Origin of the sequence: Cytobacillus luteolus (assembly GCF_017873715.1) — a bacterium.
Lineage (GTDB): Bacteria > Bacillota > Bacilli > Bacillales > Bacillaceae_L > Bacillus_BV > Bacillus_BV luteola.
Genome location: NZ_JAGGKM010000001.1, coordinates 662,001 through 678,991 on the forward strand (window position 1 = coordinate 662,001; position 16,991 = coordinate 678,991).

The window sequence follows — 16,991 nt, forward strand, 5'->3', positions numbered from 1 at the left end:
TTTTTATTTACACAAAGATTAAACGCTCTCTTCTAATATCTCGTCTTTACTCTTTTCCTCTAACAGCTCTTTTAGTAGTTGTTTATTTTTTCGAGCAGAGAGGATATAGAGGAAGTCACCTGGCTCAATAACTGTTCTCCCTGTTGGAGTTATTAATTCATCTTTTCGAATAATTGCATTGACAAGTGCGCCTTCTGGAAAAGGAATTTCTATGAGAGTTTTCCCAACTAAAGCGGAATCTTCTTCCAATTCATACTCAAACATTTCTGCATCTGCTTTTCCTAAGGATATAAGCTCTAGTGAGTGAATTGGTTCTGTTTTCTTAGGGCCATTTAGGCCTAATTTTTCAGCTAAGATTGTTATGGTAGAACCTTGGACTAAACAACTAGTTAACACTACAAAAAATACAACATTAAACAGTAGATGACTTCCTTCTACATTTGCTAGTAATGGGAAGGTTGCTAAAACGATTGGAACTGCTCCTTTTAATCCTGCCCATGACAAGAAGATGACTTCTTTATAAGTGTATTTCATAGAAAGTGTTGATAAATATACAGCGATTGGCCTTGCGACTAAGATTAGAATGAGTGAAAGCAAGATCCCTTTTACGAAAATATCGACCGTAAATAATTCAGAAGGGAAAACAAGTAAACCTAAAATAACGAACATTGAAATCTGCATCATCCAAGCAAAGCCCTCCGAAAAACGAAAGATAGAATGACGATAGGAAATATCTGCATTTCCAATAATAATGGCTGCAATATACACAGCCAATAATCCACTTCCATTAAAAGCGGCCGTTATTCCATAGGTGAGCAAGGCAAATGCTGTTGCAAAGACAGGATACAAACCACTGGAATCCAGGTTTATTTTATTTAATGCCCACACAGCAAGTTTTCCTAGTAGTAAACCTAATAGCACCCCTACTGACATCTGTAAAAAGAATGACCCAATCATTGAGAAAATACTTACATCTGGAAGAGTAATTAGTTCAATTAAAGCGACGGTTAGAAACACGGCCATAGGATCATTAGATCCAGATTCTGCTTCTAATGTAGCGCTGATTCGCTTTTTAATATTTTGTCCTTTTAAGACAGCAAAAACTGCCGCAGCATCTGTGGAACCAACAATTGCTCCGAATAAAGTTGCCTCTAACCAACCAATTCCTAAAATAAACTTGGCTGCAACTGCGACAATTCCTGAGGTTAAAAGAACACCGACGGTTGCTAAAGATAATGATGGAACAATAACGGGTTTAAGTGTCTTCCATTGAGTTTGCATTCCACCTTCAAACAAAATAACAACAAGTGCTAATACACCGATCATTTGAGCTGTTTTTGCATCATCGAAATGAATAATTCCAAGGATATCTGACCCCATTACCATTCCCACAAAAATAAAAAGTACAAGGGAAGGGACGCCAATCCGAGAAGAAAATTTAGTAGTGATGACTCCGGCAATAAACAAAATGCCAGCTAACAATACAATTCGATCCGTTTGTAGAATATCAACAAACATCTTCTAACCCCCTTCTTATAAATTTACATCTAGTATGATAGGCATTCTATTATCTTTTGTTATGCCTATGTACTGATAGGTTTCAGCTTTTGTAGTATGTTGTAGTCTTTTTTGAATAAGTGATATAGCAACGCCTTTTCGATAAGCATGATAGCCAAAGGTTTTTCGTAGGGTATGTGTTCCAATAGCCCCTTGAACACCAGCCTGTTTTGCTGCTTCATTAATGATTCGGTAGGCTTGCTGTCTCGTTATAGGTTCATTTGTTTTTCTAGATTTAAAGAGGAAATCCTCGTAGGCTAGTTGGCCTTCTTTTATCCATTTTCCAATTGATTTTCGTACGTGCTTATTTAAAAAAATGGGAGGGTCAACTTCATTAGATGTGAGTAAATAAAATGAAATATCATTCTTCTCATTTACTACATTATTAACGTGTAATGTAAGAAGGTCTTGTATGCGGATGCCTGTATTAATTCCAAGCATAAATAAGCAATAGTCACGTGAGGAACGTGGAAGTAAAAATGCCTTCATTTCTTTTAAGAGTTTTTCGTCTTTGATTGCGTCAACTGTTCTCAAATAAAACAACCCCAATACGAAAGTAATGTTACATATCTCTATTGTATAATGTATTTATGTTACATACAAATGAGAAGCTTTATTTCAAAAAGGAATAAAAAAATAAGGGGAAAGGTCCCCTTATTATTTCACTACTATTTTGTTCTCATTTAAACTTGCTTCTAATATTGAAGTTGAATCATTTTCCAATAAAACATCGGCAATTTGGTCTTCAATCTGTTCTTGGAGTACACGACGAAGTGGACGTGCACCAAATGCTGGGTGGTAACCAAGTTCGGCAAGCTTTTCTTTTACTTCAGGTGATACCTTTAATGTGATATTTTGTTCTGTCAATGTAGTTTGAAGTTCTTCAAGCATTAATTCCACAATTTGAAGTAGGTTCTCTTTCTCTAATTGTTTGAACTCAATAATGCTATCAAATCGGTTTAGAAACTCTGGTTTGAAATGTGAACCAAGTGATTCTAAAATGGTAGATTCTTTGACGGCATCTGTACCCATATTTTCAAAACCAACCGAAACCTTTTTAAAGCCAACACCTGCGTTACTTGTCATAATAATAACTGTATCTTTAAAGCTCACAGTTCGGCCTTGGCTATCTGTTAGACGGCCATCTTCTAAAATTTGAAGGAACATGTGCTGAACGTCAGGGTGAGCTTTCTCAATTTCATCTAATAAGATAATGCTATATGGATTACGGCGTACTTTTTCAGTTAACTGACCAGCCTCATCATGTCCAACATACCCCGGAGGAGACCCAATAATTTTAGAGACGGAGTGCTTTTCCATATATTCACTCATATCAAGGCGAATCATTGCATCTTTTGAACCAAAAAGTTCTTCAGCGAGCGTTTTTGTTAACTCTGTTTTACCGACACCCGTTGGACCTACAAAGAGGAAGGACCCAATTGGACGAGTTTTAGCTTTTAATCCTGCACGGCTTCGACGAATGGCTTTCGCTACTTTTACCACTGCTTCTTCTTGACCAATCACTTTTTTATTTAAGTTTTCCACTAGGTGTTTCATTTTGGCTTGCTCATCTTCTTGAAGTTTACCTACAGGAATGCCAGTTTTCTTTTCAATGATTTTTTGAATATCACTCACTTCAACAACTGCATTGCTTTGAGTTTGATCTGTCTCTAGCTGTTTTTCAAGTTTTTGTTCTTCATCACGTAGTTGGGCAGCAAGCTCATAGTTTTCTTCTTTAGCTGCTTTATCCTTTTCGATTGCAATGTTCTTAAGATGTTCTTGAATCGCTGTTGTATCTACAGGTTTAAGTAATAGATTTGCTTTAGAGCCAGCTTCATCCAATAAGTCAATTGCTTTATCAGGTAAGAATCGGTCTTGAATGTAACGGTGTGATAATGTCACACAAGCTTTAATCGCTTCCTCCGAATAAGTTACCCCGTGAAACGCTTCATACTTTGATTGAATGCCTTTAAGAATTTCGATTGCTTTTTCAGGAGTTGGTTCACTTACTGTCACAGGCTGGAAACGACGTTCTAATGCAGCGTCCTTTTCAATTTTGCGATACTCTTTTAGTGTTGTTGCACCAACTAGCTGAAGCTCCCCACGTGCAAGAGCTGGTTTTAAAATGTTTCCTGCATCCATGGAGCCTTCTGCAGAGCCAGCTCCTACTAATTGATGGATTTCATCAATAAATAGGATAATATTTTTACGTCTTTGAAGCTCAGTAATCAATTGCTTCATGCGTTCTTCAAATTGACCCCGAATTCCTGTATTTGAAACAAGAGAGGCAAAATCTAGTAAGTAAACTTCCTTGTTTAGTAGCTTAGTTGGAACCGCACCTTTTGCAATATTTAGGGCAAGTCCTTCAACTACTGCAGTCTTTCCTACACCAGGCTCACCGATGAGAACTGGGTTGTTTTTGTTTCTTCGATTTAGAATTTCAATGATGCGTTGAACTTCTTCCTCACGGCCAATGACTGGGTCAATTAGACCGGCTTTAGCGATATGCGTTAGGTTACGTCCGAATTGATCGAGGAAACCGTCTCCGCCTTGTTGTTTTGTTGGGTGTATGTCAGTTTGTTGTTGATTTTGTTGTGCTGAAAAACTCTTAAACATATCTTCAAAAGGGAAGTTTGGAAACCCATTAAACCCTGAAGGAATTTGAAGATTGTTCATTTGCTCTGAATAACAGTCATTGCAAAGTTGCATACGTTTTTGTTCGTTATTAATTTTGATGTTTAGTTGATAATTTGCTTTCTTCGCATTACATACTTGGCATGTCATGGTTTTAAACCTCCTTGGTAATTTGACTAAGTTTGACCTTTAGTTTATTTTAAAATCCGCTGTTTAAACGGATGGGTAATTTGTAGTAGTAAAAAAGATAAAGTGAGTTTGACTTACTTTGACCTTTGATATTATTATAATTTGACCTATTTTGACTTTCAAGTATTATGCTTGGAGAAAATTATGGAAACTAAGAGAGGGATAAAACCAGGTCTGATAAAGAGAAATACATCATAAGGTTAAATAAATAATAATATTGGGGGCGATCGGGTGGCGTATCAGAAAATTTCAGTCTGGCAGGAGCATAGTTTTTGGTTAGAGGTGTTAGAGGATCATGGGTATTTTGTACATGATTTTGCATCTCCAAGTGAAAAACAAATTGTAGATCAAGCTGCGCAATATATTTATCAGTTTCAGCAGCTAAGAAACAAACTTGCATCTATTCCTCCTAATTTAAATGAAAATTCACCACAAATGATTGCATTTGCCAGAGAGGCGTATCCAGTTGCTTATGGTTATTATCAGTTTGAAGGGCAAATTCAGCGGCTTCGGATTGAAAATAAGGTGAATGTAAATTTAACACCGAGTTATTTTAATGGAACACTTGGTGAAAATCTAGAATACTTAAGGTTATTGGGATACTATGTGAACGGTCAAGTACCACCTGTGCAAGCATTAGTTGATTTAATGGACCTGTGGCTTGAGGATCAGGTGGGCCATGCAGCCTTACTAGTCAGGGCTCTTGATGGGGTGGAGGTAACACTTGTTAACGAAACAAGAAGCTTTATGCAACTTTTTCAGGCATATATTATAAAAAATGAAGCGATAAAAGGCTATTTACGATTTACTCCAGAAGGATTTCCAATTCAGCTCCAATTCGCAAGGGATGTATCACAATCAGTTAATGGCCTTACTCATTTAGTAGAAAGAATGGTTCGTTTATATAAAAATGACCAAGTGTTAAATCAAACAACGTTACGCTTTTTAGAACATCATTTTCCTGAGGCCTGTTATTTCTTAAATAAACTAACTTACTATGCGCCAGATATAGAGTTTCCTCCATGCTCGTTATCAAAGCCATCGTTTAGATAAGCAAATTGCTCGTCTTTATTTTGAAATCACCTCATATACTTGTACAAATGCTTAGTTTGTGAGGTGATATTGTTGCGGGGGAAATGGTTGTCCGCTTTTCAGGTAGCTGCTGTTTATGTTGGTACAGTAGTCGGTGCAGGTTTTGCAACGGGTAAGGAAATTGTTGAATTTTTTACACAGTATGGTTTGTATGGACTAATTGGAATACTGTTAAGCGGATGTTTATTTATGTGGATTGGCGCCAAAATGATGATTGTTTCGCAGGAGATTGGTGCTAAATCTTATAAGGAATTTAATGAGTATTTATTTGGAAATAAAATTGGGACAATTGTTAACATACTGATGCTCCTCGTACTAGTAGGAGTAACTTCTGTTATGCTTTCAGGGGCTGGAGCAGTATTTCACGAACAGCTTGGTTTACCTTATTTAACTGGTATTGGAATTACAATAATATTAACAGTAGGAGTCATGTTTTTTGGAGTAAAGGGATTATTTGGGGTTAATTTAGTTGTTGTTCCGATAATGGTGTTATTTAGTTTGATTTTAGCAAGTAAGGTGTTAATGGGAGGAGAGGGACCCGTACTCGGTGCTTTTTCTTCAGATACTAGCCTACGCTGGATTGTTTCACCTTTTATTTATACAGCCTTTAATTTGGCAATGGCACAGGCAGTTCTTGTACCATTAGCAAATGAAGTGAAAGATCGTTCGATTGTAAAATGGGGAGGCATCATCGGGGGAGGAATTCTTTGTCTTATTTTAATCACGAATCACATTTCCCTTTCTTCCTTACCTAATGTCGGGCAATTTGAGATTCCGATGGCTGAGGTAATGAAGACGTTAATGTTTTCATTTTATTGGCTATATGTACTAGTGATCTATGGGGAGATTTTTACGTCTGTTATTGGAGATGTTTTTGGGTTAGAGCGACAGATTAAGACGGCTATACGTTTACCGTCAATACTTATTGTTACCGGTATCCTTACTGTTGCTTTTTTCATTAGTTTATTTGGTTATGGTTCATTAATTTCTATCTTGTATCCAATTTTCGGCTATATGAGTTTGACGGTTTTATTTTTATTAGTTTTACCAGAATCTGTACTGGATCGGATTCCTTTTCGAAATAGTTAAAGGTAGAAACACCGACATGAAGGATGTCGGTGTTTTTTTCTTTGAACCTTATCCGTTCCTTTGCGCTACAGGCACTTGCTTTTTGAAACTCGAACAAGCGAGGAATCGAAGTAAGAATGAGGGATAGATTCGGACTTTAACTTGAACAAGCAGGATTGAAGTCTGAATAAGGGATGGATTGGAACTTCAACTCGAACAGTCGAGGAATCGAAGTCTGAATGAGGCATGTTTTCGGACTTCAACTCGAACAAGCGCGTGATCGAAGTCTGAATAAGGCATAGATCCGGACTTCAACTCGAATAAGCGGGGATAGAAGTCGGATAACCTTTAATTTAATGGCAATATCACTAACAAAAATAGGTTAAATGTAAAGTGAGAGACAATATTAATAACAATATTTTTTTTCCAAACATAAATCAGTCCCCAGTATAGTCCTCCGACGATTGCAGCTAGGATGAGCATGGTGCTGCCAGAGTAGATGTGGACAGAGGCATAGAGTAGGGTTGCATAGATGATCCCGTTCCATGCTGATTTTTCTGAGAAGCTGGGCTGAATGTAGCCTCTCCAGAAAAGCTCTTCGCCCGGGATAATAATGAGTGTAAGAACAATATAATGCCATATTTGAGTTGGTGAAACAAAAGAGTACAATTCTTTAAGGTCTTCTTCAACAGGTAAACCAATCGCAAGTAGGATTTGTTTTCCGATTGCAAATATTAGATAGAGTAAGATACCTGTTAGTATGCCTAAGCCGACCGAGGCTCCATTAATACGAAAACTAAAACGTTTTTTATAAATGGATAGTGCACTTAATATGAAAAGCGCAACTGTAAACATTGGCCAAAAGGGTAGTATTTTTGTAAAGCTAAGTAGTAGAAAGAGATGTGCAAATAGGATAGCAAATACGGTATTTTTTTTATCGGTCATTTCCAATATTTCCTTTCAAGGGTTACGTGTACTTCTAGTGTATCAGACTATCTTATGGGTAGCATAATAAAACGTAACAATGGTTTCATCCTTATTATTGGCTAAAAGGAGAGAAAAAAAATGACGAAATCACAACATGAAAAAGAAAGACAATGGAATGTAAGAAAACGTCAACAAAATCCACATGGTAAAGTTAAATCATTTGAGGAACTTGGAGAAGATATTACTCCAAATGTGAAAAAAGAAAGAAGAGGTGAGTAACATGGTACTTCGTGATAGCCACAAAAACCAACAGAAGAAAATGAAGAAAGCATCAGATGCCATTGGTACTGACAAAGACTTCGGAAATGACTTAGCGGAAGGTAAACATAACGAGTTACGTAAAAAGAATAAGTAGCAGCTGGACGTAAAAAAAAGGATAGAGCCTCGTTGCTCTATCCTCCTATATGTGACATTTCAATTTTACTTCGAGTTCCAGATAGCTTACTACGATCAAGTGAGTAACGGTCTTTTCGGCCGTGCCATATATCCGAGATATGTGAAGATAATTGATTATCTGTTAGCTCTGAACGAACTGGTTCACGAAGGTCATGACCAACTGATGCGAATAAACAAGTGTACAACTTTCCTTCAGCAGACAGCCTAGCACGATTACACGTTGAGCAGAAGGCATCAGAAACGGAAGAAATAACACCAATTTCATCTTCTGATCCTACATATTTAAACCTACTTGCGGTTTCACCAGTATAATTAGGAGCAACTGCTTCTAAAGGCATGACTGCATGGATATCCTCAATGATTTGTTTTTTTGAATAAACATCATCAAGCTTCCACTGATTACTGTTTCCAACATCCATATACTCAATGTAGCGCAAGATATGTCCTTTTTCACGGAAGTACTTTGCCATTGGAACGATGTCCTGCTCGTTCATTCCGCGTTTAACAACCATGTTGATTTTTACCTTAAGACCAGCTTCTGCCGCTGCATTAATACCATCTAGAACTGTTTGAACAGTAACACCTTTACCGTTAATTTTTCCGAACACTTCGTCTTTTAAGGAATCTAGGCTTACGGATACACGCTGTAATCCAGCTTTCTTTAAGTCTGTCGCATATTTAGGGAGAAGAGATCCATTTGTTGTCATGGCAATGTCCTCGACTCCATCGATTTGACTGATTTTCTCGATTAATTGTGGAATGTCCTTTCGCATTAGAGGCTCACCACCTGTAATACGAATTTTTTTCACACCAAGAGAATGAACGAAAATCTTTGTTAGTCGCTCTAATTCCTCAAACGAAAGTAACTCTGCCCTTTTTAAAAAAGGGTAATCGGGACCAAAGATCTCAGCTGGCATACAGTATGTGCAGCGAAAATTGCATTTATCTGTGACTGATATTCTTAAATCACGAAGGGGGCGCTGTAACTGATCTAATACTGTTTGCTCGTTTTCCAAGTATTTCCCTCCTTCAGTTAATTAGATATAATTCGATCAGGATGTGTATAAACATTGAATGATTCTCCACGAATGAATCCAACTGTTGTTATATTTAAGTCTTCAGCCAGTTTGATTGCCAGCTCAGTAGGAGCTGATTTAGAAAGAACAATCCCTACTCCAAGTTTCGCTGCCTTAAGCAAAACCTCTGAGGAGATTCGGCCACTAAAGACGATAATTTTATCTCGAACTGAAAAGGAATGAAGCAGGCTATGGCCATATAATTTATCAAGCGCATTATGTCTGCCAATGTCTGTACGGCTAACTATAATTTCTTCAGGTGTACAAAGGGCAGCATTATGAACGCCTCCAGTTTCCTGAAATACGATACTTTCTTCCTGCATTTTTTTCATAAGCAAGATACACTGATTCGGTGTGAGTGTCGTTTGGGCTGTAGAGGTTTTAGCAGTGCGTGCATCATTATGAAAGTAGAATTGTCTACTTTTTCCACAACATGATCCAATAAAACGCTTTGAATGCAATTGTTGACTTGTTGTCATTTCAGTATGCAGTGTAATATATGCAAAACCTTTAGATTCATCAATGGACATCTCTTTAATATCGTCCTTGAATCGAATCACACCTTCAGATGCAAGAAAGCCGATGACTAACTCGTCTAAATGAGTTGGTGTACATACCATTGTAGCAAATTCAGTATCGTTTACAAACAAAGTTAAAGGAAATTCTGTGACAATTTCGTCATGTGTGGTTGCAAGTTGACCATTTATAAATTTTTGAATTTCTCTTTTCGTTGTCATTTTATGACTCATGTTTCTTCACCTGACTATCTATTAGATTACTAAAATATAAACATATCTTTTTTTAGTACACAAGTATAAAGATTTACCTGTAGATAGAAAACACTTCAATGTAGAAGAAATTATTGTTGCGAAACTCGAAAGGAAATGGTAGTATTCAAGAATAAAGTTCATAAATTTGTAACATTTTGGTGCGTGATAGCGATCCTGTCTACGTTTTAAGATGTGTACAAAATATTTATTTACGATTAACTGTTGGTCCGATAGTAGCGAAACCTGCTTGATACTAACCGTCAATCCTCTTTAATTGTGCATTTTTTGCATAGTTTATGAGATTGGCGGTTTTTTGTTTGCAAATATTACTTTTTATGGAGGAAGTTATGAAAAAGACGAAAAATCGTTGGCTTATCGCAGCATCTGCTGTTGGTATCCATATTTCGATTGGTTCTGTTTATGCATGGAGTAATTTTACCAATCCACTAATTGATGAGTTTGGTTGGAGTGCAAAACAGGTACAGTTCACATTTAGTTTAGCCATTCTTTTTTTAGGATTATCAGCTGCATTTTTAGGTCACTTTGTAGAAAAATATGGTCCTAGGAGTGCAGGCTTATTGGCATCAGGCTTTTTTGGAGCAGGTGTCATTGGTGCTGGGTTTGCAGTAAGTATTGGTTCACTACCACTACTGTATATTACATATGGAGTGTTAGGTGGTATTGGGTTAGGAGTAGGTTATATTGCCCCAGTATCAACATTGGTTAAATGGTTCCCTGACCGTCGTGGTCTCGCTACAGGTTTAGCAATTATGGGATTTGGGTTTTCAGCAGCGATTGCAAGTCCAGTAATGGAATTGTTACTTAACTCTGTTGGAACGGCAAATACATTTTATATTTTAGGAATTTCCTACTTAGTTATTATGACATTATCTTCTCTATATTTAGAAAAACCAGCTGAAGGTTGGTTACCAGAAGGCTTTAAAGAGAAGGTCCAAGCTGGTAAAACAAAGATCAAAGAAGATTTGTCTCAATTAACAGCCAATGAAGCTATCAAAACATCTAGATTCTACTACCTATGGATTATGTTATTCATTAATGTAACATGTGGTATCGCTATTCTTTCTGCAGCAAAACCATTAGCAGAAGAAAGCATTGGTTTATCAACTGCTGAAGCAGCTGCCCTTGTTGGGGTATTAGGAATCTTCAATGGTTTAGGTCGACTTGGATGGGCATCTGTATCTGATTATATTGGAAGACCTAATACGTATACTACGTTCTTTGCATTACAAATTGTCCTTTTTGCTCTTTTACCATTTACAACAGAAGCAATTCTTTTCCAAGTGATGTTAGCAATTGTTTATACATGCTATGGTGGTGGATTTGCTTCGATTCCAGCTTATATCGGAGATTTATTTGGAACAAAACAACTTGGTGCAATTCATGGCTATATTTTAACAGCTTGGGCTGCAGCTGGTTTAGCGGGACCAATGTTTGCAGCTTGGATGAAGGATACAACCGGAAGCTACGCAGGCAGCTTAACCTTCTTTGCAGGTATGTTTGTCATTGCACTCGCTATTTCTTTAATCATTCGTCGAGACATTACAAGATTGCGTAAGGAAAATGCGTTGAAAAACGAGAGTAAAACATTGGCAGGTTAAAAGCTTTTCATAGTCTATCTTTTTGTGGTAAAATTTTAAACAGTTTTAACCTCTTAGAGGTAGGAGGAAATTATGAATAAGTATGAAGCCGAGTTTAGTAACATAGTACGTTCTTTCAGAAAAAAGCATATGGGAAAAGGGCCAAGTAAAATTACGACGACCTTTTGTAAAAATTGGGCCATATGTGAAATGGAAGGAAACCTATCTCCAGTAGAGAAGTTTATTGCAAGTGCGGATGAAGGTAAGCAAGCCTTACGTGCTGCAAGAACGGAAATGGTGAAGGAAATGTATCGTAAAAATCCTCCAGTAGAGATGGAAGAATTCCTACAATGTAAGTTCCTTGAACTCTTTGTAGATATAGACCTTGATCGAGATTTTGGAATGTCTATTTTTGTGTTTGATGAAGACTTACAACAAAAGTTTTGTAAATAGATTGGTTTGGCACTTGGTAGCGACCCTGCTCAAGACTTAACCACCGTTGACCCAGTCCTTATTAATAGGATTGGGGTACGGTGGTTTTTATTTTTGCTATGTGTAAGCTATCGTTGATTTGAATACTACGTTGATTTCCGCGGAAGGCACGAGACTCCTGCGGGATATCCGGAGCGTCAAAGTGAGACCCCACAGGCGCTTGCGCCGAGGAGGCTCACGGACCGCCCGATGGGAATCTGCCTTTGAAAAAGCCGGTAGTTGGGCTTTTTCATGATTCCCCGCGGAAAGCGAGTGCCTGCAGCGGAAATCAACAGGTAAGTATTGAGTTACTAAAAAAAGGAGTGATACCTTTGGGTAAAACATTACATCCAGGACCACAAAAAAAGGCAAAACTGCCAGACCCAAAGCATTGGGTAAGTCCAATTCCATTTGGATTAGGAAAAGTAAAACCGAAGCATATACGAGATGGTTTTAACGTTTTATGGGAAAACAAAGATAACTTAGGGTATGCAACGAATATTATTACAAAAGGTGTATGTGACGGCTGTGCATTAGGTGTATCTGGTTTATATGACCAAACATTGACAGGACCACACGTTTGTACAACACGCCTAAATGTACTTCGTTTAAATACAATGCCTGCTGTTAATTCTGAAATTCTACATGCTGATATTGATGAATTGCGAAAATATGACAGTACAGAGCTTCGCAAGCTAGGGCGTATTCCTTATCCGATGATTCGTCGAAAAGGTGATAGGAAGTTTTCACGCCTGACATGGGATGATGCGATGGATCTGATTTCAGCTAAAATGAAAAAGCTAGACCCTAAGCAATATGCATTTTATCTTACAAGTCGTGGTATAACGAATGAGTCCTATTATATAGCAGGAAAAGTATCTCGTTTCTTAGGTACGAACAACATAGATAATGCGAGTCGTATTTGTCATTCACCATCGAAGACAGCATTAAAACGATCAATAGGTGTTGGTGCATCTACTGTTAACTATTTAGATTGGATTGGAACAGATGTGCTTCTTTTCTGGGGAAGTGTTGCGTCGAATAGTTCACCAGTTTCAACGAAATATATGTTAGAAGCAAAGAAAAAAGGTACAAAAATCATTGTTGTAAATCCTTATAAGGAACCAGCAATGGATCAATATTGGATCCCGTCAAGTCCAGAATCAGCGTTATTTGGGACAAAAATCGCAGATGACTTTTACCAAGTAAATATCGGTGGAGACATTGCATTCATGCATGGAATTATGAAGCACTGGTTCGAGATGGAAGAGAAGGCTGTTGGCTCAGCAATTAATCATGAGTTCGTAGGAAAACATGTAAATGGTTATGAAGAGTTACAAGTAAAGGTTCAGGAACAATCATGGGAGCATATTGTTGAATCATCAGGTGTACCAAAGAAACGTATTATTGAATTAGCAGAGCTTCTTGCTGCGAGTAAAAATGCAGTATATGCTTGGGCTCTTGGGTTAACGATGCATTCTTTCGCAACCGATAATATCTCACAAGTTGCTAACCTTGCATTGCTACGTGGACATTTAGGACGCGAACATGCTGGTCTAATGCCATTCCGTGGTCACTCTTCTGTACAAGGTAGCGGTGAAATGGGTGCTGATCCATTCGTGTTACCTGGTGGAGATTTTTACGGTGAAAATATTAAGCGTATTGAAGAGCTCTGGGGCTTTAAGCTTCCTGAGTGGCAAGGTGATATTGTTGGGATGACTCTCGAAAATATTTTGCTACCTGAAGATCATGAACGTAAAATTAAACTTTATTATTTATCTGGTGGTAATTTCCTTGAGACCATGCCAGATCCTGATTTCGTTAAAAAGGCATTGTCTGAATTAGATATTCGAGTACATCAAGATATTATTTTAAATACTTCTACACTTGTTGACGCGAAAGAGGCAGTTATTGTTTTACCAGCTAAAACACGTTATGAGCAAGAAGGTGGCGGTACTTCCACTTCTACAGAGCGTATGGTTTATTTTAGTCCTGAAATAAAAGGGAATAAAAATATGGTAGAAGAAGCTCGTGCAGAGTGGAAAATCTATGTTGATTTGGCTAAAAGAGTAAAACCTGAATCAGCTCATCTTGTTGATTTTAAAGATGCTGCTGAAATTCGTGCTGAAATTGCGAAAGCCAATCCGAACTATGATGGAATTCAACACTTAAGCAAAGCAGGTGATGTATTCCAATGGGGTGGAGCATGGTTATGTGAAGATGGAATTTGCCCAACATCAGATGGTAAGGGGAATTTAGTCACAGTTGATATTCCTGATCTTGGGAAAAAAGAGGGGCAATTTATCGTAACATCAAGGCGTGGTAAACAATTTAACTCTATGGTTTATAGTGAAGTGGATCCTTTTAATGATGCTGGTCGTTATGATGTATTAATGAACCCTGAAGATGCACAAGATGCAAGTATTGCTGAAGGTGAAGGGATTGTTTTATACAATGGCTTCGGTGTTTTCCAAGGAAGAGCAAAGTTTGTAGACATTGCAAGAGGCAATGTAGAGGTCCATTTTCCTGAAGGTAATTTCCTATTACCGAGAGGTCGTTATGAAAAATATGCTGGAATTCCAGATTACAACATAACAGTTAGCCTTGAGAAAGCAGATCGATTTAATGCAAGGAAGGATACACAATACCTTGAAAAACGAGTAGATGAACTAGAGGAGATTCCATCTTAAGTTAAGAGGTCTATATAATAGAAGGAAGCGGGCATAGGTTGTCCGCTTTTTTCTGCTTTTTAAAACTTTGCCCTACAAGACAAATGTCATTACACATAGTAACCATAGTAGGAATATTTTCTTACAAAGTTGGTAAAATAAGCTTATCTTATTTATTGAAAATAAAGGGGGACTGTGTGATGACGAATCTCTTTGAGGCTGTGGCCAATACATTAAAAGTCAAATTAGACAATGAGCCCAAATCACCTTTGCATGTAGGAGAAGTAATGAGTTGTTGGGTGTATGTAGCAATGATGGATGAAGCGTCTATTTTTATGCAAGCTGGCGTGAACATGACTACAGACGACGAGTTACTTGATATGTTAAAGGATAGTATAGAGCAATGTGATAAACAGTCAACAAAATTAAAGGATTTTATGAAAACAGAAGGTGTTCATTTACCGAATGTTTCAGAACCTAGACCAAATTCCGATCCTAATTCAGTCCCATTAGGCGTAAAGTTGACGGATGATGAAATTGCAAATGGGGTGTCTATCAAAACGGCATCTGCAATCATTGCATGTGCAACGGGTGCTTCACAATCAATACGAACAGATTTGGGTACTATATGGGTTGATTTCTTAAGCGAAAAGCTTTTATTTGGAACATCATTAAAGACACTCTTGATAAAACGTGGCTGGATTAAGGTGCCACCATATTATTATCCCCCTGGCCTACCACAGCAATAAAAAAGAAAGGTGTTAGTTGTTATCTAACACTTTTCTTTTTTTGTATGTTCCATTTTTTATATATAAGCAATAAAACTTTCCTTCTACTTCTTTTAAAAATTAAGTAAACGGTTATATAAGATAAAAGCCCAGCTATTAGCATGTTAACGATCATACCCACAATAAAGGCTTTACCAATGGTAATCCCTGCTTCTATTACTTCTTCTGTTTCTTCAATGCCATGTTCAATTGCAATTTCCTCAATTTTTATTGGGAAAAGGATGTCACCTGTTACAATATTTAGATAAAACAATAAAGGAAAAGCCCACACGAGAAGAATTCCTCCAATTAAACCAGCAACAGAATTACCTCGAAACAACTTAGGTAATGCCGCAGAAGCGAGTGGGCCTATCCCAAAGGTTGGAATGAAATTCAGAAGTAATCCAACAGTAAAGCCAATAGCCACACTATGGGCATTGTCTCTTAATCTAAATAGTTTTAATAGCATTAATTTGATTTTCCTTTTCCAAGACAGAAGCATATAATCACCCAAATAAATCATATTTATATATAGCTTTAAGTAATTACTGTAAGCCAAATAGTTTGTACATGCAAGCTTTTGAAAATATGTTCCAAAACAAATTTATTGTGTAGAAAAACATAACTCACTATAATGTATCTATTCAGATGTATTGAAACGAGGGTAAAGAGAATGAGGAACGAGTATTGGACTGACCATCGTGTTGGTGTGTTATATACTGCTGGTGCCTATATCCTGTGGGGATTCCTCCCGTTATATTGGAAGCTACTGGATTATGTACCGTCTGCAGAGATATTAGCACATCGAATTTTATGGTCTTTTATTTTTGTCGTGTTGATTTTAGCAGTTGCTAATAAGGGTAAGAAATTTATAACAGAATGTAAAAATGTTTTTACCACTAAGAAAGCACTCTTTGGGGTAACAGCTTCAGCCGTATTAATTAGTTGTAATTGGTTCGTTTATATATGGGCTGTTAACCATGATCACATCATTGAAGCAAGTCTTGGTTATTATATTAACCCACTTGTTAGTGTTCTCTTAGCAACTATCGTTCTAAAAGAAAAGTTAAACTATTGGCAAGTCATTGCATTTATCCTCGCAGGGATTGGAGTTCTAATTCTCGCTATCCAATATGGTCAATTTCCATGGGTGGCATTAACCTTAGCCATAAGCTTTGGATTGTATGGACTAACGAAAAAGTTAACGAAGTTGGACTCCTTAATAGGGCTGACATTCGAAACGATGATTGTTGTTCCGATTGCAATAGGCTATTTATTTTTCTTAGAATCAGATGGAATGGCTACGTTTTTTTCCGCGTCCATATCTACCAAATTAATATTAGTTGGTGCAGGCATTGCTACAGCTATGCCATTGCTTTGGTTTGCGAATGGAGCAAAACGAATTCCTTTATCAATGATTGGAATTTTACAATATATTGCGCCGTCCATTAGCTTGTTCCTTGGAGTGTTTCTCTATCATGAGCACTTTACTAAAATTCATATGATAACTTTCTCATTAATCTGGACAGCGCTATTAATCTATTCATTATCGAAGACTAAGTTATTAGTCAGTGCAGAGCAAAAGTTTCGTAAAGGAAAATCTTTTAGTGCATAACGAAATTGACGGGGGTTTGACAATATCGAATTCGTTAGAAAATATTCACTATGGAGAGATTTTTCAAATCATGATATAGTAGGAAAGTAAAAAATACAATCC

The 16,991-nt window shown here is 37.3% G+C and carries 16 protein-coding genes; 9 read left to right on the plus strand and 7 right to left on the minus strand.

Annotated elements, in window-relative coordinates; genetic code table 11:
• Nucleotides 1-18: 18 nt before the first annotated feature.
• The 3 genes from J2Z26_RS03420 to J2Z26_RS03430 all read right to left on the minus strand — a co-directional run bounded on the left by J2Z26_RS03420 (nucleotide 19) and on the right by J2Z26_RS03430 (nucleotide 4,341).
• On the minus strand, nucleotides 19-1,518 hold the full coding sequence (locus J2Z26_RS03420) for a potassium/proton antiporter (RefSeq protein WP_193538305.1): 1,500 nt from the start codon (nucleotides 1,516-1,518) through the stop codon (nucleotides 19-21).
• Between the two features lie 15 nt (nucleotides 1,519-1,533).
• Nucleotides 1,534-2,091 (minus strand): tyrosine-type recombinase/integrase, encoded by a 558-nt coding sequence (locus J2Z26_RS03425; protein WP_193538307.1) that lies wholly within the window; start codon nucleotides 2,089-2,091, stop codon nucleotides 1,534-1,536.
• 123 nt (nucleotides 2,092-2,214) lie between these two features.
• Nucleotides 2,215-4,341 carry an ATP-dependent Clp protease ATP-binding subunit gene (locus tag J2Z26_RS03430; protein WP_193538309.1) on the minus strand — a complete coding sequence of 709 codons (2,127 nt, stop codon included), beginning with the start codon at nucleotides 4,339-4,341 and terminating at the stop codon, nucleotides 2,215-2,217.
• A 270-nt stretch (nucleotides 4,342-4,611) separates the two neighbouring features.
• Between J2Z26_RS03430 and J2Z26_RS22365 the strand changes: the two genes are divergently transcribed.
• Nucleotides 4,612-5,433 carry a DUF2935 domain-containing protein gene (locus J2Z26_RS22365; protein WP_193538311.1) on the plus strand — a complete coding sequence of 274 codons (822 nt, stop codon included), beginning with the start codon at nucleotides 4,612-4,614 and terminating at the stop codon, nucleotides 5,431-5,433.
• Nucleotides 5,434-5,505: 72 nt separating this feature from the next.
• Nucleotides 5,506-6,561, plus strand: a complete 1,056-nt coding sequence (locus tag J2Z26_RS03440; RefSeq protein WP_193538313.1) for a YkvI family membrane protein — start codon at nucleotides 5,506-5,508, stop codon at nucleotides 6,559-6,561.
• Between the two features lie 327 nt (nucleotides 6,562-6,888).
• Here J2Z26_RS03440 and J2Z26_RS03445 read toward each other — a convergent pair whose 3' ends face one another.
• Nucleotides 6,889-7,485 carry a CPBP family intramembrane glutamic endopeptidase gene (locus tag J2Z26_RS03445; protein WP_193538315.1) on the minus strand — a complete coding sequence of 199 codons (597 nt, stop codon included), beginning with the start codon at nucleotides 7,483-7,485 and terminating at the stop codon, nucleotides 6,889-6,891.
• A gap of 120 nt (nucleotides 7,486-7,605) precedes the next feature.
• Between J2Z26_RS03445 and J2Z26_RS03450 the strand changes: the two genes are divergently transcribed.
• On the plus strand, nucleotides 7,606-7,746 hold the full coding sequence (locus tag J2Z26_RS03450) for a DUF6254 family protein (protein WP_193538317.1): 141 nt from the start codon (nucleotides 7,606-7,608) through the stop codon (nucleotides 7,744-7,746).
• A 1-nt stretch (nucleotide 7,747) separates the two neighbouring features.
• A complete protein-coding gene (locus J2Z26_RS22255; protein WP_267912238.1) occupies nucleotides 7,748-7,882 on the plus strand; it encodes a hypothetical protein in 135 nt (44 codons plus the stop codon).
• Between the two features lie 37 nt (nucleotides 7,883-7,919).
• On the opposite strand, the gene moaA is transcribed toward J2Z26_RS22255, so the two are convergent.
• Together moaA and fdhD are read right to left on the minus strand one after the other, a co-directional pair.
• A complete protein-coding gene (moaA, locus tag J2Z26_RS03455; RefSeq protein ID WP_193538321.1) occupies nucleotides 7,920-8,939 on the minus strand; it encodes a GTP 3',8-cyclase MoaA in 1,020 nt (339 codons plus the stop codon).
• Between the two features lie 17 nt (nucleotides 8,940-8,956).
• Complete coding sequence (gene fdhD / locus J2Z26_RS03460; protein ID WP_193538323.1) at nucleotides 8,957-9,748, minus strand: formate dehydrogenase accessory sulfurtransferase FdhD; 792 nt, start codon at nucleotides 9,746-9,748, stop codon at nucleotides 8,957-8,959.
• 368 nt (nucleotides 9,749-10,116) lie between these two features.
• Here fdhD and J2Z26_RS03465 point away from each other — a divergent pair, with 368 nt between their 5' ends.
• The 4 genes from J2Z26_RS03465 (at nucleotide 10,117) to J2Z26_RS03480 (ending at nucleotide 15,256) form a co-directional block, all read left to right on the plus strand.
• Nucleotides 10,117-11,388, plus strand: coding sequence for an L-lactate MFS transporter (locus tag J2Z26_RS03465; protein WP_193538325.1), 1,272 nt, complete (start codon nucleotides 10,117-10,119; stop codon nucleotides 11,386-11,388).
• A 72-nt stretch (nucleotides 11,389-11,460) separates the two neighbouring features.
• Complete coding sequence (locus J2Z26_RS03470; RefSeq protein ID WP_193538327.1) at nucleotides 11,461-11,820, plus strand: Na-translocating system protein MpsC family protein; 360 nt, start codon at nucleotides 11,461-11,463, stop codon at nucleotides 11,818-11,820.
• Between the two features lie 350 nt (nucleotides 11,821-12,170).
• Nucleotides 12,171-14,528: an FdhF/YdeP family oxidoreductase gene (locus J2Z26_RS03475; RefSeq protein WP_193538328.1), complete on the plus strand. Its 2,358-nt coding sequence runs from the start codon at nucleotides 12,171-12,173 to the stop codon at nucleotides 14,526-14,528.
• 179 nt (nucleotides 14,529-14,707) lie between these two features.
• Nucleotides 14,708-15,256 carry a DUF3231 family protein gene (locus J2Z26_RS03480; protein WP_193538330.1) on the plus strand — a complete coding sequence of 183 codons (549 nt, stop codon included), beginning with the start codon at nucleotides 14,708-14,710 and terminating at the stop codon, nucleotides 15,254-15,256.
• 19 nt (nucleotides 15,257-15,275) lie between these two features.
• On the opposite strand, the gene J2Z26_RS03485 is transcribed toward J2Z26_RS03480, so the two are convergent.
• Entirely contained in the window at nucleotides 15,276-15,797 is a 522-nt protein-coding gene (locus J2Z26_RS03485; protein WP_319638081.1) for a DUF2062 domain-containing protein, read from the minus strand.
• A gap of 150 nt (nucleotides 15,798-15,947) precedes the next feature.
• On the opposite strand from J2Z26_RS03485, the gene rarD reads away from it, so the two are divergent.
• Entirely contained in the window at nucleotides 15,948-16,889 is a 942-nt protein-coding gene (gene rarD / locus J2Z26_RS03490; RefSeq protein WP_193538334.1) for an EamA family transporter RarD, read from the plus strand.
• The last annotated feature ends 102 nt before the right edge of the window (nucleotides 16,890-16,991 follow it).

Coding starts and splice junctions, on each gene's coding strand:
- J2Z26_RS03470 (WP_193538327.1), top strand. CDS start 11,461: ATGAATAAGTATGAAGCCGAGTTTAGTAACATAGTACGTTCTTTCAGA.
- fdhD (WP_193538323.1), bottom strand. CDS start 9,748: ATGAGTCATAAAATGACAACGAAAAGAGAAATTCAAAAATTTATAAAT.
- J2Z26_RS03450 (WP_193538317.1), top strand. CDS start 7,606: ATGACGAAATCACAACATGAAAAAGAAAGACAATGGAATGTAAGAAAA.
- J2Z26_RS03420 (WP_193538305.1), bottom strand. CDS start 1,518: ATGTTTGTTGATATTCTACAAACGGATCGAATTGTATTGTTAGCTGGC.
- J2Z26_RS22255 (WP_267912238.1), top strand. CDS start 7,748: ATGGTACTTCGTGATAGCCACAAAAACCAACAGAAGAAAATGAAGAAA.
- J2Z26_RS03485 (WP_319638081.1), bottom strand. CDS start 15,797: ATGATTTATTTGGGTGATTATATGCTTCTGTCTTGGAAAAGGAAAATC.
- rarD (WP_193538334.1), top strand. CDS start 15,948: ATGAGGAACGAGTATTGGACTGACCATCGTGTTGGTGTGTTATATACT.
- J2Z26_RS03465 (WP_193538325.1), top strand. CDS start 10,117: ATGAAAAAGACGAAAAATCGTTGGCTTATCGCAGCATCTGCTGTTGGT.
- J2Z26_RS03480 (WP_193538330.1), top strand. CDS start 14,708: ATGACGAATCTCTTTGAGGCTGTGGCCAATACATTAAAAGTCAAATTA.
- J2Z26_RS03430 (WP_193538309.1), bottom strand. CDS start 4,341: ATGACATGCCAAGTATGTAATGCGAAGAAAGCAAATTATCAACTAAAC.
- J2Z26_RS03445 (WP_193538315.1), bottom strand. CDS start 7,485: ATGACCGATAAAAAAAATACCGTATTTGCTATCCTATTTGCACATCTC.